Source organism: Microbacterium sp. No. 7, assembly GCF_001314225.1.
Taxonomy (GTDB): domain Bacteria; phylum Actinomycetota; class Actinomycetes; order Actinomycetales; family Microbacteriaceae; genus Microbacterium.
This window is the reverse complement of the sequence record NZ_CP012697.1, coordinates 206881-228069: the sequence shown is the minus strand read 5'-3', so window position 1 is coordinate 228069 and position 21189 is coordinate 206881. Positions and strand designations below refer to the sequence as shown.

General features: G+C 73.0%; 17 protein-coding genes. 4 read left to right on the top strand and 13 right to left on the bottom strand.

From position 1 onward, the window contains the following. Positions 1-31 precede the first annotated feature (31 nt). Positions 32-1264, bottom strand: a complete 1233-nt coding sequence (locus AOA12_RS00995; protein WP_054678500.1) for an IS256 family transposase — start codon at positions 1262-1264, stop codon at positions 32-34. A gap of 52 nt (positions 1265-1316) precedes the next feature. Here AOA12_RS00995 and AOA12_RS22905 point away from each other — a divergent pair, with 52 nt between their 5' ends. Beyond that, entirely contained in the window at positions 1317-1499 is a 183-nt protein-coding gene (locus tag AOA12_RS22905; protein ID WP_156366335.1) for a hypothetical protein, read from the top strand. Positions 1500-1954: 455 nt separating this feature from the next. Here AOA12_RS22905 and AOA12_RS00990 read toward each other — a convergent pair whose 3' ends face one another. The 6 genes from AOA12_RS00990 to AOA12_RS00965 all read right to left on the bottom strand — a co-directional run bounded on the left by AOA12_RS00990 (position 1955) and on the right by AOA12_RS00965 (position 7879). Further along, positions 1955-2797, bottom strand: coding sequence for an ABC transporter ATP-binding protein (locus AOA12_RS00990; RefSeq protein WP_156366334.1), 843 nt, complete (start codon positions 2795-2797; stop codon positions 1955-1957). Positions 2798-2853: 56 nt separating this feature from the next. Then, the gene (locus AOA12_RS00985) at positions 2854-3936 is read right to left on the bottom strand and encodes a FecCD family ABC transporter permease (RefSeq protein ID WP_231637153.1); all 1083 of its coding nucleotides are present in this window, start codon (positions 3934-3936) and stop codon (positions 2854-2856) included. Further along, positions 3933-4994 carry an iron chelate uptake ABC transporter family permease subunit gene (locus tag AOA12_RS00980; RefSeq protein WP_054678918.1) on the bottom strand — a complete coding sequence of 354 codons (1062 nt, stop codon included), beginning with the start codon at positions 4992-4994 and terminating at the stop codon, positions 3933-3935. Before AOA12_RS00980 ends, AOA12_RS00985 begins: the two co-directional genes overlap by 4 nt. 32 nt (positions 4995-5026) lie before the next feature. Beyond that, positions 5027-5926 (bottom strand): siderophore-interacting protein, encoded by a 900-nt coding sequence (locus AOA12_RS00975; RefSeq protein ID WP_231637152.1) that lies wholly within the window; start codon positions 5924-5926, stop codon positions 5027-5029. Continuing rightward, complete coding sequence (locus AOA12_RS00970; RefSeq protein ID WP_054686729.1) at positions 5923-6906, bottom strand: ABC transporter substrate-binding protein; 984 nt, start codon at positions 6904-6906, stop codon at positions 5923-5925. The genes AOA12_RS00975 and AOA12_RS00970 overlap by 4 nt, the downstream gene beginning before the upstream one ends. A gap of 154 nt (positions 6907-7060) precedes the next feature. After that, complete coding sequence (locus AOA12_RS00965; RefSeq protein ID WP_054678914.1) at positions 7061-7879, bottom strand: AraC family transcriptional regulator; 819 nt, start codon at positions 7877-7879, stop codon at positions 7061-7063. A gap of 54 nt (positions 7880-7933) precedes the next feature. Here AOA12_RS00965 and AOA12_RS00960 point away from each other — a divergent pair, with 54 nt between their 5' ends. Beyond that, positions 7934-9538 (top strand): ABC transporter transmembrane domain-containing protein, encoded by a 1605-nt coding sequence (locus AOA12_RS00960; protein WP_054678911.1) that lies wholly within the window; start codon positions 7934-7936, stop codon positions 9536-9538. Continuing rightward, complete coding sequence (locus AOA12_RS00955) at positions 9535-11241, top strand: ABC transporter ATP-binding protein (RefSeq protein WP_054678908.1); 1707 nt, start codon at positions 9535-9537, stop codon at positions 11239-11241. Before AOA12_RS00960 ends, AOA12_RS00955 begins: the two co-directional genes overlap by 4 nt. A 249-nt stretch (positions 11242-11490) precedes the next feature. Here the strand turns inward: AOA12_RS00955 and AOA12_RS00950 are convergent, their stop codons facing one another. Both AOA12_RS00950 and AOA12_RS00945 read right to left on the bottom strand, forming a co-directional pair. Beyond that, positions 11491-11919, bottom strand: coding sequence for a type II toxin-antitoxin system VapC family toxin (locus AOA12_RS00950; RefSeq protein WP_054678904.1), 429 nt, complete (start codon positions 11917-11919; stop codon positions 11491-11493). Next, positions 11916-12191, bottom strand: a complete 276-nt coding sequence (locus tag AOA12_RS00945) for a type II toxin-antitoxin system Phd/YefM family antitoxin (protein WP_054678901.1) — start codon at positions 12189-12191, stop codon at positions 11916-11918. Before AOA12_RS00945 ends, AOA12_RS00950 begins: the two co-directional genes overlap by 4 nt. A gap of 278 nt (positions 12192-12469) precedes the next feature. On the opposite strand from AOA12_RS00945, the gene AOA12_RS23480 reads away from it, so the two are divergent. Continuing rightward, positions 12470-15484 (top strand): phosphatase PAP2 family protein, encoded by a 3015-nt coding sequence (locus tag AOA12_RS23480; RefSeq protein ID WP_082405844.1) that lies wholly within the window; start codon positions 12470-12472, stop codon positions 15482-15484. Between the two features lie 87 nt (positions 15485-15571). On the opposite strand, the gene AOA12_RS00935 is transcribed toward AOA12_RS23480, so the two are convergent. From AOA12_RS00935 to AOA12_RS00920, 4 genes are read right to left on the bottom strand one after another with little or no spacing between them, the layout of a single operon-like run. Beyond that, entirely contained in the window at positions 15572-16642 is a 1071-nt protein-coding gene (locus AOA12_RS00935; protein ID WP_054678897.1) for an LLM class flavin-dependent oxidoreductase, read from the bottom strand. Between the two features lie 26 nt (positions 16643-16668). Then, on the bottom strand, positions 16669-18555 hold the full coding sequence (locus AOA12_RS00930; protein ID WP_082405843.1) for an ABC transporter ATP-binding protein: 1887 nt from the start codon (positions 18553-18555) through the stop codon (positions 16669-16671). Further along, positions 18552-20339, bottom strand: a complete 1788-nt coding sequence (locus AOA12_RS00925; RefSeq protein ID WP_054678894.1) for an ABC transporter ATP-binding protein — start codon at positions 20337-20339, stop codon at positions 18552-18554. Before AOA12_RS00925 ends, AOA12_RS00930 begins: the two co-directional genes overlap by 4 nt. Continuing rightward, entirely contained in the window at positions 20336-21169 is an 834-nt protein-coding gene (locus tag AOA12_RS00920; protein ID WP_054678890.1) for a DUF1684 domain-containing protein, read from the bottom strand. The genes AOA12_RS00925 and AOA12_RS00920 overlap by 4 nt, the downstream gene beginning before the upstream one ends. Positions 21170-21189 lie beyond the last annotated feature (20 nt).

Below are 21189 nucleotides of genomic sequence, written 5' to 3'. Positions count from 1 at the left end.
CGTTTCCACTCGATGATCAGCTGGTTGCAGTTTAGGCGGCCGTGATCTCGGGCAGCATCACCGCGTCCTCGACCGAGTTGGTGGCGGCGAGTTCGGCCATAGACGCTTCGGAGAAGTAGCGGCGGTCGCCGGCTTCCCATTCGTCGTGCTGCTCGATCAGAACGGCGCCGGTCAGGCGCAGCAGGCTGGCAGCGTTCGGGAACACTCCGACGACGTCGGTGCGACGTTTGATCTCCCGGTTCAGCCGTTCCAGCGGGTTCGTCGACCAGATCTGCCGCCAATGCCGGGCTGGGAAGTGCTTGAACGCCAGCACGTCGGCTCGGGCATCGTGGAGCATCTCAGCCGCCTTGGGGTGAACGCGGTCGATCATGCGTGCAACCTCATCGAACTGTGCATCAATGTGCTCAGCGTCGGGTTGGGCGAAGATCGTGCGGATGATCGAGGCGACCATCTCCTGCCGACCCTTGGGTAAGGCGGTGAGCACGTTGCGCATGAAGTGCACGCGACACCGCTGCCAACTGGCTCCCTGCAACACCACTGCGGCGGCTGCTTTCAAGCCAGCGTGTGCGTCGGAGATCACCAGCTTCACCCCGCCAAGGCCTCGGGCTTTCAGGGACCGTAAGAATGCTTTCCAGAACTCCTCGGTTTCGCTGTCGCCCACGTCGAAGCCGAGCACCTGACGGTGCCCGTCAGCGGTTATCCCGATCGCGACGACAACCGCTTGGGACACCACCCGACCGTCGATGCGAACCTTGCAGTAGGTGGCGTCCAGGAAGACGTAGGGGTAGGCGATCTGGGACAGGGAGCGGTCGCGGAATGCCGCAACCGTCGCGTCAAGGCCTTCGCAGATGCGCGACACCTCGGACTTCGAGATGCCGGTGTCGGCGCCGAGCGCTTTGACCAGGTCGTCGACTTTGCGGGTGGACACGCCGTGCAGGTAGGCCTCCATCACGACGGCGAACAGCGCCTGATCAACCCGACGGCGCCTCTCCAACAGCGACGGGAAGAAACTGCCGGCCCGTAGCTTCGGGATTCGTAACTCCAGATCTCCCGCAGTGGTCGACAGGGTGCGCAGCCTCGCCCCGTTGCGGGTAGCGGTGCGCTCGACGGTGCGCTCGTAGGGTCCGGCACCGATCACCGACGCGGCTTCAGCGTCGATGAGTTCTTGGTAGAGCCGTTCGGTCATCTGACGGATCCGGTCGGTGGTGTCGGTGAGTTTCAGCTCGGCGAGCAGCTCGAGCAGGGCAGACTGATTGAGGGCCATCGTGCGATCTCCTGTCGTGAGTAACTTGGTCGTTCTCACTGACCATCGCACGGTGGCCCCCCACGTCAATGACACGACGCTCAAGACCGGAAAGTCCACCACTCAACGGGACTCAGGCCCGGCACTCGCCCCCGTCGATTCCGCGGAGATCGATTGGAACCGCCTGTGCATCGCACTGGTATCCGTCGCGCACGCGGTCTTCTACACCGCGTACGGTCAGGAACGTGCGGCGTAGTCGCGTTGCACCCCTGATTCGGCCGGCCGGACGGACTCGACAGAACGCCTAGATCCCGCACGAGACTGCTCTGGGCTCACGTAGAGCAAACACCAATTGCTCGACCATGAGCTCCGGGGGAACTCGGCGGCCATCGCTGCCCTCGACACAGGGCGCAGTGCGGCAAGTCGCCTCCCTCGGCGACCGCGATGCGCTCGTCGTTGAGACAGGCTTCGTGCCCCGAAAAGTGTCACGACAACGTCGAAGCAGCGGGTCTGAAAGTTGCCTCGCGACGTGACATCCAGTGTCATCTCACTGCAATATCGACACCGTCTGTCAGTGCAAGATGACATCGAGTCCGGCGACCGCGCCCCTCCCCAGCCCGTTCGACCGCGGCAAAGTGCGGGTCTCAACGGCGCGCACCCGCAGGATGCCGCGGTTGAAGCGGCCGGCGCACCCCTAGGGCCGGCGCGACCCTAGGCCTGCGGGACCGGGACCACCAGCGGCGTGGCGGTGTGCGGGTCGGGGATGATCGTGCAGGGGAGGCCGAAGACGTCTTCGACGAGCGCGGCGGTGAGCACGTCGGCGGGACGCCCGCTCGTGACGACGGCGCCGTCGCGCATGACGATGAGGTGGTCGGCGTAGCGCGCCGCCTGGTTGAGGTCGTGCAGCACGGCGACGAGCGTGCGCTCGCCCGCGCGGTGCAGGCGCCGCAGCAGGTCGAGCAGCTCGTACTGGTGCGCGATGTCGAGGAACGTCGTGGGCTCGTCGAGCAGCAGCAGGGGCGTCTGCTGGGCGAGCACCATCGCGACCCACACGCGCTGCCGCTGCCCGCCCGAGAGCTCCTCGACGAGCCGTCCCGACAGGTCGGTCGTGCTCGTCGCGGCGAGCGCGTCGGCGACCGCCTGCTCGTCGGCGCGCGTCCACTGCCGGAACATCCCCTGGTGCGGATGCCGGCCGCGCGCGACCAGGTCGGCGACCGTGATGCCGTCGGGGGCGATCGAGGTCTGCGGCAGCAGGCCGAGCCGGCGCGCCACCTCCTTCGGCGGGTACGACGCGATCGTCTTGCCGTCGAGCAGCACGGTGCCCGCGGCGGGGGCCAGCACGCGCGCGAGCGCGCGCAGCAGCGTCGACTTGCCGCACGCGTTCGGGCCGATGATGACGGTGAACGAGCCCTCCGGCACGTCGACGGAGAGGTCCTCGGCGATGACGCGGCGATCGTACGAGAGCGTCACCCCCTCGGCGCGCAGCGGGCTCTCGGCACGCCGCGGACCCCCGTCCGCCCGCGGACCGGCATCCGCCGCCGAAACCCCATCCACACGCGAATCCCCATCCACACGCGAGCCCACGCCCGTCGCCGAACCCCCGGCATCCGTCACCGTCTTCTCCCCTCTCTGATCAGCAGCCAGATCAGATACAGGCCGCCGACGGCGACCGTGACGATGCCGACCGGCAGCTGGGTCGGCGCGAACAGGCGCTGCGCCGCGAAGTCGCTCGCCGCCAGCAGCAGGGCGCCCATCGCGGCGGATGCCGCGAGCGTGACGCTCGCGGAGCGCGTGAGGCGCCGCGCGAGCTGGGGCGCGGCGAGCGAGACGAACGCGATCGGCCCGGCCGCGGCGGTCGCGGTCGCGGTGAAGGCGACGCCGGTGCCGACGAGCGCGAGCCGCACGCGGCCTCCCCGAACGCCGAGCGCGATCGCGGCGTCGTCGCCCATCTCCAGCAGGCGCATGCGTCCCGCGAGCGTGGCCGCGACGGCCCACAGCACGAGCAGCACCGCGACGGCGGGCGTGGCCTGCGCCCAGCCGACCGTGTTGAGCGACCCGCTCCCCCACGCCCCGGCGGCGATCGCGACGTACAGGTCGGCGTTGAGGATGATCCACGTGTTGAGGGACATCAGCATGGCGGCGACGGCGATGCCCACGATGATGAGGCGGAATCCCTGGAACCCCCGCCGGTAGGCGATGAGGTACACGGCGAAGGCGGTCGCGAGGCCGCCCGCCATCGCGCCGCCCGCGACGGCGGCGTAGCCCGTGCCGATCGTCGTGATCACCAGCAGGGCGCCCGTGTAGGCGCCCGCGTCGAAGCCGATGATGTCGGGGCTGCCGAGCGGGTTGCGCGTGAGCGACTGGAAGATCGCGCCGCCGACGCCGAGCCCCGCGCCGAGGGCGACGGCCAGCAGCACCCGCGGCATCCGCCATTCGAACACGACGAGCCGGGTGCGGTCGTCACCCTGGCCGAGCAGTGTCGCGACGACGTCGCCGACGGGGATGAAGAAGTCGCCCGTCGCGAGGCTGACGACCGCGACGGCGAGCGTCGCGAGCACGAGCGCCGCGACGACGATCGTGTGACGGATGCCGATGCGCATGCCGTAGCGGCCGTCGCGGCTGCGCAGGGTGACGGCGCGGTAGCCGGGGTCGACGACCGGCGCGGACGCGGCGGCGATGGGCGTGACGGTCACAGTCCGCTCGCCTTTCGCCGGCGCACGAGCACGATGAGCACGGGCGCCCCGACGAACGCCGTCACGATGCCGACGGGCAGCTCGCCGCTGCTGAGCACGAGCCGGCCGACGATGTCGCTCGCGAGCACCAGCACGGGAGCCGCGACGGCGCTGCCGGCGAAGATCCACCGCTGGTCGGGTCCGGTGAACCAGCGCACGACGTGCGGCACCATGAGCCCGACGAACCCGATCGGCCCCGCCGCGGCGGTCGCTCCCGCGCACAGCAGCGTCGACGCGACGATCGACACGACACGCGTCGTGACGACGCGGGAGCCCAGGGCGGCCGCGAGCTCGTCGCCCAGCGCGACGGCGTTGAGCGGCTTCGCGACGAGGAACGCGAGCACGAGCCCCACGACGATGAAGGGCACGATGCCGTTCATCAGGTCGGCCGGCACGCTCGCGATGCTGCCCGCGTTCCAGCCGCGCATGCGGTTGAACACCTGCGGCAGCAGCAGGCTGACCCCCGACGTCACACCGCCGAGGAACGCGCCGATCGCGATGCCCGCGAGCGTGATGCGCAACGGGTCGGGGGCGCCGCGCCCCGCGGTGCCGATGAAGTAGACGGCGACCGTGGCGACGACGGCACCGGCGAACGCGAACCAGATCGTGCCGCTCAGCGACGTGAGCCCGAACGCGGCGGCGCCGACGGCGACGGCGAACGCGGCGCCCGCGTTGACGCCGAGGATGCCGGGGTCGGCGAGCGGGTTGCGCGTGAAGGCCTGCATGAGGGCGCCCGCGACGCCCAGCGCGGCGCCGACGAGCACGCCGAGCACGGTGCGGGGCACGCGCATGTCGCGCACGATCGTGCCGGCGTCACCGGGCGCACCGGAGAGCGCGTCGACGACCTCGGCCAGGCTGAGCCGCTGCGAGCCGATCGCGAGGCTGAGCAGGCAGCACACGACGAGCACGACGAGCGTGACCGCGAACCCGAGGGCGCGGCGCCGCCGCAGCGCGCCGATCGTCTCGGCGGCGGCCGAGACGGCGGTCGCCGGGGCGTCGTCGGCCGTCGTGGTCGTCATCCCTGGTGCACGCCTCATCCGCCGTGCGCGCCTCAGAGCCCGAGCGACTCGAGGGTGGCCTCGTACTCGTCCTCGACCTCTTCGACGTCACGGGTCTCGTCGGCCCACATGCTGCTGAGCCGCTCGCGCACCTCGTCGGGCAGCGCCTCGTACTTCTCGGTCCACTGCTCGGCGTTCTCGGTCCAGTAGCCGACGATCTTGTAGGCCGTGGCGGGCAGCTTGAGCTCGTGGCGCAGGTAGCGGCGCACGCCGCGCGTGACGCGCGTCTCGCCCGCGACCCACACGTAGCCGGGCTCCCTCGGGAACTCGCTGGAGCGCACGATCTCCTCGACGCGGCTCGGACCGTGCCCGTTGCCGCCGTGCACCCACGTCAGCTCGACCCCGGCGGGAAGGTCGGCGGGCTGCTCGTGCTCGGGGCTCTCGACCTCGATCACGACGCGCGTGCGCACGGTCGCCTGCTCGGCCAGCCGCAGAGCGGCCGGCAGGCCCGTCGCGTCGGCGACCAGCAGCTGCCACGCGATGCCCTCGGGCGGTGCGTAGAGCCCGCGGGGCGTGTTGACGCCCACGACGTGCCCGGGCCGGGCTCCCAGCGCCCACGCCGCGGCGATGCCGCCCTCGTGCACGACGAAGTCGATGACGAGGCGCCGCCCGTCGGCATCCCACTCGCGCACCGTGTAGGTGCGCACCTGCGTCTCGGCGCCCTCGGGGAACTCCCAGTACCCGTCGTCGGTCGGCGTGGGCAGCACGGGCTCGTCGTGGCCGGCCGGCGGCAGGAACACCCGCAGGTACTCGTCGCCGACGCCCGAGGAGACGAAGCCCTCCAGCCCGGCGCCGGTGAACACGATGCGCACCATGCCCGGCGTCAGGCGGACGACGTCTGCGACCTCGACGCGGTGCACGAGGTTGACGTCGCGACGGTTCGCGGCGCTCACGGCAGCAGGGCCTTCGCGACGATCTCCAGCAGGGCGCTCTGGCCGCTGGGCGAGCCGTAGCTCATCTCGTAGTTGTAGCCGAACACCTGGCCGTTCGCGACGAACGGCAGCGCGGTCCACAGCGGGTTGGCCGTGAGGGCGTCCTCGTCGGTGATCAGGCCCGAGCCGTCCTCGTTGACGCCGGTGAAGATGACGTCGATGTCGGAGAGCTGGCCGAGCTGCTCCATGCTGAGGGCACGACCCGTGCTGTCGACCTTCCCGTCGCCGTCGCCGTCGGCGAGCGGGCTGATCTCCAGGCCCAGGTCGGCGAAGACGAGGCACGAGATGCTGTAGCAGCCGATGTTGACCTGGCCGTCCCAGAACGAGACGTCGGCGACGGTCGGCGCGATGCCGTTCTCCTCCAGCTCGGCCTTGATCTCGGCGGCGCGCGCCTCGTACGCGTCGAACCACGCCCGGGCCTGCTCCTCGCGGCCGAGGTCCGTCGCGACGGCGAGGAACTTCTCGCGCCAGTCGCCGCCGTCGAAGCCGTTGTAGGTGTAGGTCGGCGCGATGGGGGTGAGCTTGTCGTGCAGGTCGGTCTCGTAGCCGAGGCCGTTGAGGATGAAGTCGGGGCCCACCTGCAGGATGTGCTCGAGGTTGAACTCGGGGTAGTTGTGGAAGCCCGTGATGCCCTCGAGGTCGTCGAGCGGGAAGAAGCTGGGGAAGGTGTCCCAGTCGTCGCGGATGGGCTGCTCGGCGGCGAGCGGGTAGCCGAGCGTGATGAGCATGTCGACGTCGGTCGTGTAGAAGCCCAGCGCGGCCTTCGGCTCGGCCGGGATGGTGACCTCGCCGAAGTCGGTGTCGATCGTGATCGTCTCGGCGGATGCCGTGTCGCCGCCCGGCTCGTCGCCACCGGGGGACGAGGCGCACGAGGCGAGCAGGAGGGTGGATGCGGCGATCGCGGTCGCCGTGCGCAGCAGGCGTGCGGTGGTGGAGGTCATGGTGCCTTCCGTGCGGGAAACGGTGTGCGGGAACGGGTGCGGGGGCGCGTCGACCATGCGGCGAGTTAGCGAAGCCTCACCTCATGCGGCCTTCCGATTCTGCACCCGCGGAATGTCGCGTACCCGCCAGAGTGCGTCGCCAAGCCGCTGAGTTCTACGAAATGTCTTGCGGGCGGTGTCCGATCGGGTGCGCGACCGGCGTGAACCGGCCGCCCGCGTTCGCGAAGGTGCCCGGTGTGATGCCCAGCTCGCGGCGGAACGCCTGCACGAACGCGCTCGTGGTGCCGTACCCGATGCGGCGCGCGACGACGGCGACGGGCTGGTCCATCGCGAGCAGCTCGACGGCGGCGCGCAGCCGCGCCCGGGTGCGCCAGTCGGCGAACGACATGCCCGTGTCGCGGCGGAACAGGCGCGACAGGTTGCGCTCGCTCGCCCCCACGACGGCGCCCCACTGCTCGAGCGTGCGCACGTCGGCGGGATCGGCGAGCACCGCGTCGGCGATGCGGCGCGTGCGGTCGTCGACGGGCAGCGGCAGGTCGAGCCGGGGCAGGTCGGCGACGTCGAGCATCCGCACCGCGACGCGCTCGGCGAGCGCGCGCGTCTCGGGATCGAGGTCGCGCAGCCGCAGCTCCGAGAGCAGGGCGCGCACGGCGGGCGTCACGCCGACCGCGCCGACGTCGGCGCGAGGCGGCTCGCACAGCTCGGGGGCCAGGTAGGTGCACGAGAACTGCGTGCCCGATCCGGCCATGACGCGGTGCGGCTCGCCGGCGGGGATCCACAGCCCCACGCTCCACGGCACGGCGCGCACGCCGTCGCGGCACTCGACCACGAGCGAGCCGCGCGTGCCCCAGAGCAGCTCGTGCTGCTCGTGCCAGTGCCAGTCCCACTCCTCGTCGCGCACGACGTCGAACGCGTTCGTGACGACACCGAACCATGCGACCGGGTCGTCGGGGTTCTGTCCGATCTGCGACATGATCGGTCGTCCTATCGTCGAAGCCGCCTGGTGAGGCGATCCTAAGCTACCGGGGTGAGCCGCTCCGCTTCGTTACGCATCCTGCTGTCGCGCCGCCGCGCGCTGTTCGCCGTGGCGACCGCGGGTCTCATCGGCCATCAGATCGCCGAGGCCCTCGTGCCCGTCGTGATCGGCGTCGTGATCGACCGCGCGATCGAGCCGGGCGACGGCGTGCAGCTGGCGCTGTGGCTGGGCGTGCTCGCGCTGCTGTTCGCGGGCCTGCTGCTCTCGTGGCGGTACGGCGAGCTCGCCTCGGTGCGTGCGAGCGAGAAGGGCGCCCGGGCGCTGCGGCACGCGCTCGTGGCGCGCATCCTGGCGCCGTCGGGCTTCGCGTCGCCGCGCCGCTCGGGCGATCTGCTGAGCGTCGCGGGCACCGACGTGGAGCGCGCGACGGGACTCGTGTGGGTCGTCGGCTCGTCGCTCGCGCAGCTCGCCGCGGTGCTCACGGCCGCCGTGTCGCTGCTGATCATCTCGGTACCGGTGGGGCTGCTCGTGCTCGTCGCGACGCCCGTGCTCGTGCTCGTGCTGCACGTCGTGACCGCGCCCCTGGAGCGGCGGATGGATGCCGAGCAGGCCGCCGCCGCGAGCGCGAGCGCCGTCGCGGCCGACCTGCTGACGGGCCTGCGCGCGCTGCGCGACATCGGCGCCGAGGCGGAGGCGAGCGCGCGCTTCGCGGAGGCGAGCGGGCGCGCCCGCGTGGCATCGCGCCGCGCGGTCGCCGCGAAGGGCGCGTTCGCGATGGTGAGCATGTCGGCGTCGGCGCTGCTGCTCGCGGCGATCGCATGGGCGGGAGCCGCGCAGGCGCAGGCGGGCGCACTGAGCGTCGGCGAGCTGGTGGCCGTGCTCGGCCTCGCCCAGTTCCTGCACGGCCCGGTGAGCGGCCTCGCGTTCGTGGGCGCCGAGCTCGCGGGCGTGCGCGCGTCGGCCAAGCGCACGGATGCCGTGCTCGACGCGCCGCCCGCGCTCGAGGTGCGGCCGGTGCCGGATGCCGCGCGCGACGGCACCGTCGCCCTCGAGGGGGTCACGACCCCGCACGCGGGGCCCGTATCGGCGACGATCCCCGCCGGCGCGTGGGCGGCGCTGCGGGTCGCCGACCCGCGCGGCGCACGCGAGCTGCGGGAGGTGCTCGCGGGCGTGCGGCTGCCCGACGCGGGCCGCGTGACCGTCGACGGGGAGACGGTCGTGGATGCCGGGGCCGCGGCATCCGTCATCCTCGCGCCGCCCGCGCAGCCCGCCGTGTTCGCGGGCACGCTGCACGACAACGTCGTCTTCCACGGCGACGGCGCCGGGAACGGCGCGGCGCAGGCGGCGGCGCACGCCGCAGCGCTCGACGACGTGCTCGAGCTCGCGCGGCACGACTGGGACATGTCGATCGGCGAGCGCGGGCTCACCCTGTCGGGCGGCCAGCGCCAGCGCGTGTCGCTCGCGCGAGCGCTGGCGCGCGACGCCGCCGTGCTGGTGCTGCACGCGCCGACGAGCGCGGCCGACTCGGTGACCGAGGCGCTCATCGCCCAGCGCACGCGGCGGCTGCGCGCGGGCCGCACGACCGTGCTGATCGACGCGGCGCCCGCGCTCGTGCAGGGCGCCGACGTCGTGATCGACGTGGAGGCGGGCCGATGACCGCGATCCCCGTCGCCGAGCCGCGGCAGACCCGCCGCCTGCTCGGCCGCATGCTGGGCGAGCGCCGCGGCGCCCTGGTGCTGTCGGCGCTGACGCTCACGGTCGCGTCGTCGGCGAGCCTCGTGCTCCCCCTCGCGCTCGGCGCGATCGTGGACGCCGTCATCGCGGGCGATCCGGCGCGGCTGCCGCTGCTGATCGGCGCGGTCGCCGTCGCGGGCGTCGTGCACGGCGTGCTCACCGGCGTGGGGCGGCTGCTGATCGCCCGGCTCGGCGAGGACGTGCTCGCCGAGCTGCGCGAGCGCGTCGTCACGCGGCTGCTCGCGCTGCCGGCGCGCCTCGTCGAGAGGGCCGGCCGCGGCGAGCTCGTCTCGCGCGCCGCAGGCGACTCGCGCGTGGTCGGCGACGTCGTGACGGGCGTGGTGCCCGCGTTCATGTCCGCCGCGTTCGCGGTCGTGGTCACCGCGGTCGGGCTCGGCGCGATCGATCTGCGGTTCATGCTCGCGGCGGCGCTCGCCGTGCCCGTGCAGGTGCTCGCGGTGCGGCGGCTGCTGCGCCGCGCGCGGCCCGCGTACCAGGCGGCGCGCGAGGCGGAGGGCGAGCGGTCGCAGCTCATGCTCGAGTCGATCGACGCGTCCGACACGGTGCGGGCGATGGGCGTGTCGGCGGCGCGGGAGGCGCGCATCGACGAGGCCGCGGGCGTGGTGGTCGCACGCGAGCTGGCCGCGACGCGCGTCGTCGTGCGGTTCTGGAACAGCCTGAACCTCGCCGAGCTGATCGGCCTCGCGGCGGTGCTCGCGGCGGGGTTCGTGCTCGTGCGCGACGGGTCGACGACCGTCGGCGGCGCGACGGCGGCGGCGCTGTACTTCCACGCGCTGTTCGGGCCGATCGGCATGGTGCTCGGCGGCGTCGACGAGCTGCAGAAGGCCGGCGCCTCGCTCGCGCGCATGGCGGGCGTGCTGCAGCTGCCGGCGCCGGACGCGCCCGCCGCGCCGACGTCGCGCGGCCCGGTGGACGTCGTGCTCGACGACGTGACCTTCGCCTACGACGGCGGGTTCGCCCTGCACGACGTGAGCTTCACGGTCCCCGCGGGCGCGACGGCGGCCCTCGTGGGCGCGAGCGGCGCGGGCAAGAGCACCGTCGCGGCGCTCGTGCACGGGTCGCTCGCGCCGTCGGCGGGGCGCGTGCGCTTCGGCGGCGACGCCGTTCCCCGCATCGGCATGGCGGGTCAGGAGCCGCACGTGTTCACGGGCACGGTCGCCGACAACCTGCGTCTCGCCCGGCCCGACGCCGACGAGGCGGCGCTGCGCGAGGCGCTGGATGCCGTGGGCGCCCTCGCCGCGTTCGAGCACCTGCCCGAGGGGCTGGAGACCGAGATCGGCGCGGGCGGCCATGCCCTCGGGCCCGTCGAGAGCCAGCAGCTCGCGCTCGCCCGCGTGCTGCTGCACGACCCCGACGTGCTCGTGCTCGACGAGGCGACCGCGGCGTCGGACGACGTGCTCGACCGCGCCGTCGCACGGCTCGCACGGGGCCGCACCGCGATCACGATCGCGCACCGCCTCGACCAGGCCGTGCGCGCCGACCTCGTGGTCGTGATGGAGCACGGCCGCGTCGTCGAACAGGGCCCGCACGCCGAGCTGCTCGACCGCGGCGGCACCTACGCCCGCCTCTGGACCGCCTGGTCCGCAGGCCGCAGCGCCGATTAGGCCCCGAGGGACACGGTAGGCCCCGGGGCGACCCCAGGTGAGGCACGAGTAGGCCCTAAGTAGGCCCCCGGGGAGCACGCTTCCACCCCGCCCTCACCCCTTGCTCCCAACCCCACCCACTTTCAACCGCGGCAAAGTGTCAGTCCCCGGCATCCACACCCGCAGGATGCCGCGGTCGAACGGATGACGCCGGGCGGCGCCCGGCGGTCCAGCGCATGGCGGCGGCCGGATCAGGTCAGCGCGACCCGATCAGGTCAGCGCGGCCGGGGCGACCGCGAGTCCCTCGGCACGGGCCGCCGTCCACAGCCGGCGGTCCCACGTGATGCAGACCGTGGACGCGGGGCCGAGGGCGTGCGCGCTGGCGAGGTGCACGGCGTCTGCGCCGCTCAGCACATGGGCGACGGCGCGCGCGCCCGCCGCGCGCGCGATGCCCGGGGTCAGCTCGACCCAGCGCACCGAGCCGGCGAGCCCGTCCCACACGGCGAGCGCCCTCTCGACGTCGGCGGGCGACAGGCGATGCGCCCGTCCGGCGCCCGCGATCGCCGCGGGGACCTCGGCGCACGCGAGCCGGCTGGACGTCACGACGTCGCATCCGTCCCAGAGCGCGGAGACGAGCTCGCCGTCCGGCTCGTCGACGAGGAGCTTCACGAGCGCGCTGCTGTCGAAATAGCCGATCACAGGCCGCGCGACCGCCGTTGCTCGGCCACGAGCGGAGACACCGGCTCGCTCGCCGGCACGCGCTCGATGCCGCTCGCGAGCGGTCGCGACGCGACCTCGGGCCTGCTCAGGATGCCGTCCTGCACCAGCTGCTCGATCCGGGTCGCGGTATCGACGGGCGAGAGCCGCGCAACCGGTACGCCCCGATCGGTGACGACCACCTCCTCGCCCGCGCGCACGCGCTCGATCCAGCGCGCGAGCTCGGAACGCAGCGCGCTCACGGAGACGTCCATGCTCACATCGTACATTTCAACCGCTCCCATTCGTACATCTCCCTTTCGATGACGCCGCCGTCACGACGCCCAGCATGGCCCGCACAGACGGGGCGCTCGCCGGCATCCGTGCGATCGGTGGACAGCTGCGTGGATGGCACGGCTGTGGACGAGGCGACGCCGCCGCTCTCCCCCGGCATCCGTTCACCCGTTGTTCTCCTGGGACCGCATGATCGGGCATCCGGGTCCGCTAGCGTCGCGCGCGCATCCCCGCATGACGAAAGTAAGGAAAGACACACATGCCGACAACGACACGGAGGCCGGCCTTGCGCTCAGGCCGCGCCCTGCTGGCATCCGGCCTCGCCCTGGGCGTCTGTGCGCTCGGCGTCGGCGTGGTCCCGGCGTACGCCGACGCGGCGCACCCCGACCACGTCGCGCTGTTCGGAGAGTTCGGCACGTACTGGCAGGCCGAGGCGTTCGACCCGACCGACCACGACACGAAGGCCGCCACCGCCTTCCGCGGCCGCGTGCTCGACGAGGGCCGCGACATCCTCGGCGCGAACGACGCCATCCTGCAGCAGATCAACGCCCTCGGCGCGACCGATCCGGTGCAGTCGAAGCGCGCGCTCGTCGACGCCGACCTCGACTGGAAGCAGACCTTCGCCGACGCCTTCGGTCCCGTGCTCGGCGCCTACTTCGTCGAGGGCATCGCCGACGGCTCGCTCCCGAAGACCACGGCGATGTACGACGCCATCGGGGTGAGCCTCGCGAGCACCGGCGACGCCAAGAACGTCTACAACTACCCGCGTCCCTTCCTCGACGACCGCAGCTTCGGCGCGCCCGAGAAGCTCAACGGGCTCGCGACCAACCTCGGCATCGTCAAGGTCGACCCCTGGACCGATCCCGCGACCGGCCTCACCCACGACGGCACCTACGACCTGGTGCTCGACCACTTCAGCCAGGCGTTCCCCTCCGGCCACACCGCCTACGCCTACGGCGAGGGCATCGTGCTGGCGTCGCTGCTGCCCGAGCTGGGGCCCGAGATCCTCACCCGCGCCTCCGAGGCCGGCCTCGCGCGCAACGTGCTCGGCGTGCACTACCCGCTCGACGTCATCGGCGGCCGGGTGTCGGGCCACGTCAACGTCGCCACCCTCTACGCGGATGCCGCCTACATCCCCGACACGATCGTGCCGGCGCGCGCGGAGCTCACCGCCTACCTCGCCGACCGGTGCGACGACGACGGGTTCGGCGCGACGCTCGAGGAGTGCATCGCCGCGGTGGGCGCGAACGCCGACCGCGGCTACCAGAACGCCTTCACGGACGTCGTGTCGACGGCACCGGTGACCGACCGCGCCTCGGCCCTCGCCGCCTACGAGGCGCGCATGACCTACGGCTTCCCCCAGGTCGGCGACGCCGGCCAGCCGGCCGTCGTTCCCGAGGGCGCCGAGACCCTTCTGGTCACCGCGTTCCCCGACCTCACCGACGAGCAGCGCCGCGCGGTGCTCGCAGCCACCCAGATCGACTCGGGCTACCCGCTCGACTCGACCTCGGAGGGCTGGCAGCGCATCAACCTGCCCGCCGCTCTGAGCGCGAAGGTCACGCTCGACTCGGCGGGCGCGGTCGTCGCCGTGGAGCCGGGTCAGCCTGCGGCATCCGTCGTGCAGCAGGAGGTGCCCGCTCAGCCGAAGGACCGCATCACGACGCTCCTCGACGAGTTCGAGATCTACTGGACTCCCGAGACCTTCGACATGACGAACGACGCCACGAAGGACGCGACCGCCTACCGCGGCCAGGTCACCGACGCGGGTCGTGACGTTCTCGCGCAGAACGACGCGATCGTCCAGCAGATCAACGCCAAGGGCGCGATCGATCCGGTGCAGTCGAAGCGCGCGCTCGTCGACGCCGACGCGGACTGGAAGCAGACCTACGCCGATGCGCTCGGACCGGTGCTCGGCGGCTATCTCGCGAAGGGCCTGGCCGACGGGTCGCTGGCCCTGACGGCCGAGCTGTACGACCACCTCGGGCACTCGGTGGCGGGCACGGGCAACGCGAAGTACTACTACAACTACCCGCGCCCGTTCCTGGAGGACCGCAGCTTCGGCGATCCCGCCCGGCTCAACGGCCTGGCGACGAACCTCGGCATCACCGAGGTCGCGCCGTGGACCGACCCGGCGACCGGCATCACCCACGACGGCACCTACGACCTGATCCGCGAGCTCCGCAACCAGGCGTTCCCGTCGGGCCACACCGCCTACGCCTACGGCACGGGCATCGTGCTGGCCACGCTGCTGCCCGAGCTGGGACCGGAGATCATCACGCGCGCCTCCGAGGCGGGCCTGGCGCGCAACGTGCTCGGCGTGCACTACCCGCTCGACGTCATCGGCGGCCGGGTGTCGGGTCACGTCAACGTCGCCGAGCTGTACGCGGATGCCGCCTACCTCACCGACACCATCCTCCCCGCGCGCGCGGAGCTGACGGCCTACCTCACGGCCCAGTGCGCGGCCGACGGCCACGGCATCACGCTCGCCACGTGCATCACCGCGGTGGGCGCGAACGCCGACCGCGGCTACCAGAACGCCTTCACGGACGTCGTGTCGACGGCGCCGGTGACCGACCGTGCGTCGGCTCTGGCCGCCTACGAGGCCCGGATGACGTACGGCTTCGCGCCGGTCGGCGACACCGGCCAGGCGGCCGTCGTCCCCGAGGGCGCCGAGACGCTGCTGGTCACCGCGTTCCCCGCGCTCACGAACGAGCAGCGTCGCGCGGTGCTGGCGGCGACCGAGATCGACTCGGGGTACCCGCTCGACTCCAGCTCCGAGGGCTGGCAGCGGATCAACCTGGCCGCCGCGCTCAGCGCCAAGGTGACGCTGGACGCCCAGGGCACCGTCGTCTCGGTGGAGCCCGGACAGCCCGCTCCGTCGGTCGTGGCGCCCTCGGTGACCCCGACGCCGACGCCGACAGGGACGCCCACCGTCACCCCGACGCCCACCCCGACGGGGACGCCCACCGTCACGCCGACGCCGACCGTCGCTCCCACCCCGACCGTCACGCCGGCTCCGACCACGGTGCCCACCCCGACGACCGCGCCGACCGCCGCACCCACCCCGACGGTCGCGCCGACCGCCGCACCGGCACCGACGACCGCGCCGACCGCTGCGCCCGCGCCGACCGCGCAGCCGCAGGCCGACGCTCAGCGGCAGCTCGCGCAGACCGGCTCGACGTACGGCTTCATCCTGCCGGTGGCCTCGCTGCTGCTGATCGGGGGCGGAATCGTCGCCCTCGTCGTGGCGCGCCGCAGGACGACGGCCGAGTAAGGCGCCGTCGCCGAACAGACGCCGAGGGGCGCATCCGCGATCCGTGCGGGTGCGCCCCTCGGCGTTCCGTCGTCCGGCATCCCGGCGTCACCGCAGCAGGGGGCCGACCTGCTCGGCGATGCGGGCGAGCTCCTCGCGGGCGGGCGACGACTGGATGAGCAGCAGGGTGACCCCCGCGTCGGCGTAGGCGCGGATGCGCTCGGCGACCTGCGCGGGCGTGCCCACCAGGTCGGGACGCAGGCCGCGCGTGCCGACCGAGTACTCGCGGCGCGACACCTCGACGTCGAGCTGCGAGTTGCGCACGAACTCCTCGAACGAGGCGTATCCGGGCGAGGCGGGGTCGACGGTCGTGATGCGCTCGAGCTCCCGCCGCGCCTCGGCCTCGGTGTCGCGCACGATGACGTAGGCCGACATCGCGAACTCGTCGAACGGCCGGCCGTGCCGCCGCACGCGGCGCGCGTTCATGTCGGCGACCTTCTCGCGCACCTCGTCGAGCGTGCCGCCGTGCAGCGCGTACGAGTCGGCGAAGCCCGCGATCGTCTCGCGCCCGTGCTCGCTCTCGCCGCCCGCGAAGATCGCGGGCGCGACGCGCGGCTTGGGCTCCAGGATCGTCTCGGTCACCTGGAAGTGCTCGCCCGCGTACGAGAACGGCGTCGTCCGCCACGTGCCCCGCAGGATCTCGACGAACTCCCGCGCCTGCTCGTAGCGCTCGTCGTGGCGCGTGAACCGGCCGCCGTACTGGGCGGCCTCCTGCTCCCACCAGGCCGCGACGACGTTGAGCGCGAACCGGTCGCCGCCGATGTCGGCGAGCGTCACCGACTGCTTGGCCGCGACGGCGGGCAGGTGGAACCCCGGGCGCACGGCCGTGAGCACGCGCAGCCGCTCGGTCGTCGCGAGGATCGCGCTCGACAGCGACCACGCCTCCAAGCTCGGGGCGTGCAGGCCCTTGCGGTCGTTGAGGTACAGCTCGGGCACGAGCGTCGTGTCGTATCCGAGCCGGTCGGCCTCCTGCGACAGCGCCCGCACGTACTCCCAGGTCGCGGGCATGCCCTCGTCGCCGACGTTGCGGAGGAAGCCGCCGTACACGGGCGTCCAGTATCCGAGGCGGAGCCCGGTACCGGATGCCGCGGGCGCCGTGCGGAGGGGAGGATTCGACATGTGGTCAGGCCTTTCGAGGGGAGGTGTCACGAGGGGGCGTGCGCGCCGGCATCCGGTCCGCCAGGGGCGTCCGAACGTCCGCCGGTGCCCGGATGTCCACCGGCATCCGGCCGTCCGTCGGTCGACAGCCGCCACAGGGCGTGCAGCGCGGCGTACTCGCCGCCGGCGGCGAGGAGCGCGGCGGGCGGCCCGTCCTCGACGATGCGCCCGTGCCGCAGCACGACGATGCGGTCGGCCGACTCGACCGTGGAGAGCCGGTGCGCGATCACGAGGGCGGTGCGGCCCTTCAGCAGGGTCGCGAGCCCGCGCTGCACGAGCGCCTCGCTCGGCAGGTCGAGCGACGCGGTCGCCTCGTCGAGGATGAGCACGGCCGGGTCGGCCAGGAACGCGCGCGCGAAGGAGATGAGCTGCCGCTGGCCCGCCGAGAGCCGCCCGCCGCGCTTGTGCACGTCGGTGTCGAGCCCGTCGGGCAGCAGCGACACGAAGCGATCGGCGCCCACGGCGCGTGCGGCCGCCTCGATCTCGGCGCGCGTGGCCGACGGACGGCCGATCGCGATGTTGTCGGCGATCGTGCCGCTGAACAGGAAGCTCTCCTGCGTGACCATCACGACGGCGCGTCGCAGGTCGGCGAACGGCAGCCGCCGCACGTCGATGCCGTCGATGCGCACGGCCCCGTCGCTGACGTCGTAGAAGCGGGCGACGAGCTTCGCGATCGTCGACTTGCCGGCGCCCGTCGAGCCGAGCAGCGCGACCGTCTGCCCCGGCGGGAGGCGCAGGTCGAGGCACGGGATGACGTCGGCGCCGGGGGTGTAGGCGAACCGGGCGGCGTCGAACTCCACGCCGCCCTCCGCGCGCGGCAGCGGCACGGGACGCGTCGGCGCCGCGATCGTCGGCTCCTCCTCGAGCAGCCCCGAGATCTTCTCCAGCGCCGCGATCGACGACTGCAGCGAGTTGTAGAACTGCGCCATCTCCTGCGCGGGGGCGAAGAACCGCTTGGCGTAGAGCAGCGCCGCGATGAGCACGCCGACCTGCAGCTCGCCCGCGAACACGCGGAAGCCGTCGACGGCGAGCACGGCCGCGACCGTCATGTTGCCGATCAGCACGAGCCCCGGGTTGTAGACGCCGATGAGGCCCACGGCGCGCTGGTCGGCGATGCGGTAGTCGTCGGAGAGCTCGCGGTGCCGCGCGATCTCGTGCCGCTCCCGGTGGAACGCCTGCACGGCGCGGATGCCGGCCATCGACTCCACGAACTGCACGATGAGCCGGGCCGACGTGACCCGCGACGACCGGTAGTGCAGCTGCGAGCGCCGGTGGAACCAGCGCGTGAGCAGGGCGACCGGGATCGCCGCCGCGACCAGCACGAGACCGCTCCACGGGTCGAGCCCCAGCAGCATGACAGCCACGAACAGCATGAACAGCAGGCCCGACAGCAGCTGCGTGACGCCGGAGTCGAGCAGCTCGCGCACGGCGTCGAGGTCGGAGGTCTGCCGCGCGATGATGCGCCCCGAGGTGTAGGTCTCGTGGAACTCCAGGCTGAGCCGCTGCGTGTGCCGGAAGACGCGGCGGCGCAGCTCGAACAGCACCGCCTGCGCCAGCTTCGCGCTCAGCCGGATCGACAGCAGCGCGAGCGCCCCGCCGGCGAGGGCGACGGCGAGGTAGCCGGCGCCCGCGGCGAGCACGACCGCCGGCTCTCCGTCGGTGAGGCGCGGCAGGCCCGCGTCGATCACGAGCGCGACGAACAGCGGACCCGCGGCCTTGGCCGCCTGCGCCGCCGCGACGAGCGTGAGCATGAGGGCGAACTGCCACCGCACGGGGCGCAGCAGCGATCCGAGCAGGGCCGTCGACCGTCGGCGCACGCGCCGCGCGAGCGAGCGCTCGAGCTCGATCTGGTCCTCGAACTGCACGCCGCTCATGCGATCGCCCCCGCCCCGACGACGCCGCCGGCCTCGGCATCCACCGTGATGACCGCGCGATAGCGCGCATCGGTGGCCAACAGCTCGGCGTGCGTGCCCAGCGCGACGATGCGGCCCCCGTCGAGCAGCGCGACCCGGTCGGCGAGCGCGACGGTCGACGGGCGGTGCGCGACGACGACCGTGGTCGTGTCGTGCAGGTGCGCGCGCAGCCGCCGCGTGACCGCCTCCTCGGTGTGCACGTCGAGCGCCGAGAGGGGGTCGTCGAGCACGAGGATGCGCGGGGATGCCGCGATCGCGCGCGCCAGCGAGATGCGCTGCCGCTGCCCGCCCGAGAGGTTGAGGCCCTCCTCGCCGATCACGGTGTCGACGCCCTCGGGCAGCTCGTGCACGAACTCGGCGCCCGCGGTCGCGATCGCGGCGTGCAGCACGTCGTCGCCGGCATCCGGAACGCCCAGCAGCACGTTCTCGCGCACGGTCGCCGAGAACAGCACGGGGTCCTCGAAGGCGATCGACACGTGCCGCCGCAGGGTCGTGCGGGCGAGGTCGCGCACGTCGACACCGCCGATCAGCACGCTGCCCTCCGTCGCCTCGTGCAGCCGCGGGACGAGCTGCGCGATCGTGCTCTTGCCCGACCCGGTGACGCCGACGAGCGCGAGCGTCTCGCCGGGCTCGACGACGAGATCGACGCCCCGCAGCACCTCGGGGGCGTCGGCGTCGGCGTCGGGATGCCGGAAGCGCACGCCGCGGAGCTCGAGACGACGCGCCGACCGGGGCACGTCGACGGGAGCGGCCGGATCGAGGATCGTGTTCGGCACGTCGAGCACCTCGAAGAAGCGGTCGATCGCGGCCTTGGCATCCATCGACATCGCGAACTGCTCCCCCAGGCGGCCGAGGGGACCGCTCACGACGGCCGCGGTCGCGAAGAACGCCACGATCGCGCCCGGCGTGAGGTCGCCCGCCGCGATGAGGAAGGCGCCGACGACGAGCGCGGCGGCGAGCGCCGCCTCGGGGAGGGCGGTGAGGATCATCGACACGGTCGACAGCGATCGCGCCTTCTCGATCTCGGTGGCGCGCAGCAGATCGGCCTGCGCCGAGAACGACGCGAGCGCCGAGCGGCCGCGGCCGAACGCCTTGAGCACGCGGATGCCGCGCACCGCCTCCTCGACGGTCGTCGCCAGGTCGCCGGCCTGGTCCTGCGCGAGGCGCGAGGCCGACTGGTACGTGCGGCGGAAGTGGAAGCTCGCGACGACGACGGGCACGGCGGCGACGGCGAAGATCGCACCGAGCACGGGTGCGGCGACAACCATGAGCACGACGCCCGCGACGATCGTGAGCGTGTTGACGCAGATCATGATCATGCCGAAGCTGATCCAGCGGCGGAACCGCCGGATGTCGCTCATCGAGCGCGAGAGCAGCTGGCCGCTGCTCCAGTCGTCGTGGAACGAGACGGGCGCGTCGACGAGGTGCTCGTAGAGCCGCACGCGCAGGTCGGCCTCGAGCTTCGCGCCGGGCGCGAGCACGAGCTGACGCCGCGCGACGAGCAGGCCCGCCTCGGCGACGCCGAGCACCAGCACGATCGCGACGCCGAGCCACAGCCCGCCCGCATCGTGCGCCGCGAACAGCGGGCCGTTCACGATCCACTGCAGCGCCTGCGGGATGGCGAGCGCGATGCCGCTCGCCAGCACGGCGGTGGTGAGGCCGAGGGCGAGGCGTGGCACGACGGGCCGGGCGAGCGGATACAGACGCCGCAGCGAGTGCGTGAGCGTCGACTCCCGCGTTCTCACGAGGTGCGGTCGAGAGGGATCTTCTCCCCCGCCTCCACGGCGAACGGCAGGTGGTTCTCGGGCGGCGCGAGCGGGCAGGGCGAGTAGTCGGTGTACGCGCACTGCAGGTTGGTGGCGCGGTTGAAGTCGAGCACGACGCGGTCGCTGCTGTCGTCGGGGAGCGGGACGGCGAGCGTGCGGCTCGCGGCATAGGTCGTCACGCCGCTCGTCGCGTCGCGGAAGAGCAGCGTCGCGACGCGGGGCCCGCGCGAGATGAGCGTGAGCGCGTACGAGGCGCCGTCCACGGTGAAGCGCACCCGGCCGGGCGTCGAGTGCGTGTGCGTGATCTCGGGGATCGCCGCGGAGATGGGGATGTCGCGGGGCTGCTCACGCTCGAACACGGCCTCGATCACCCAGCGGGGGTCGGGCGCGTACGCGGGAGTGCCGCGGTAGCCGACGCGCAGCACGTGGTCGGGGCGCAGGGGGCGCACGATGTCCTGGCCGCCCCGGCGCGACAGCTCCACGACGACGTGACCGTGCTCGGGCGTCACGTGGTCGGCGGAGTGGAAGGTGCGCTCACCGATGACGCCGTACTCGTGCCGGCCCGTCACCGGCGTGCCGCCGATCACGAGCGTCTCCCCGTCGGCGAGCTCGACGACGGGGCCGCCCTCGCCGGTCGACCATGCGCCGGGAACGCCGTCGAACCGCCGCGGCTCGGCGCCCAGCACGTGGAAGCCCGCGTAGGCGAGGAAGCCGTGCGGCGCGCGGCGGCCCTCCTCGAGGGTCTCGTGCCAGTTCTCCCAGTCCCGCGCGAACGCGTCGACGTCGGTGACGGTGTCTGCAAGGGTCATGTGCTCGTTCCTGTCGTTCG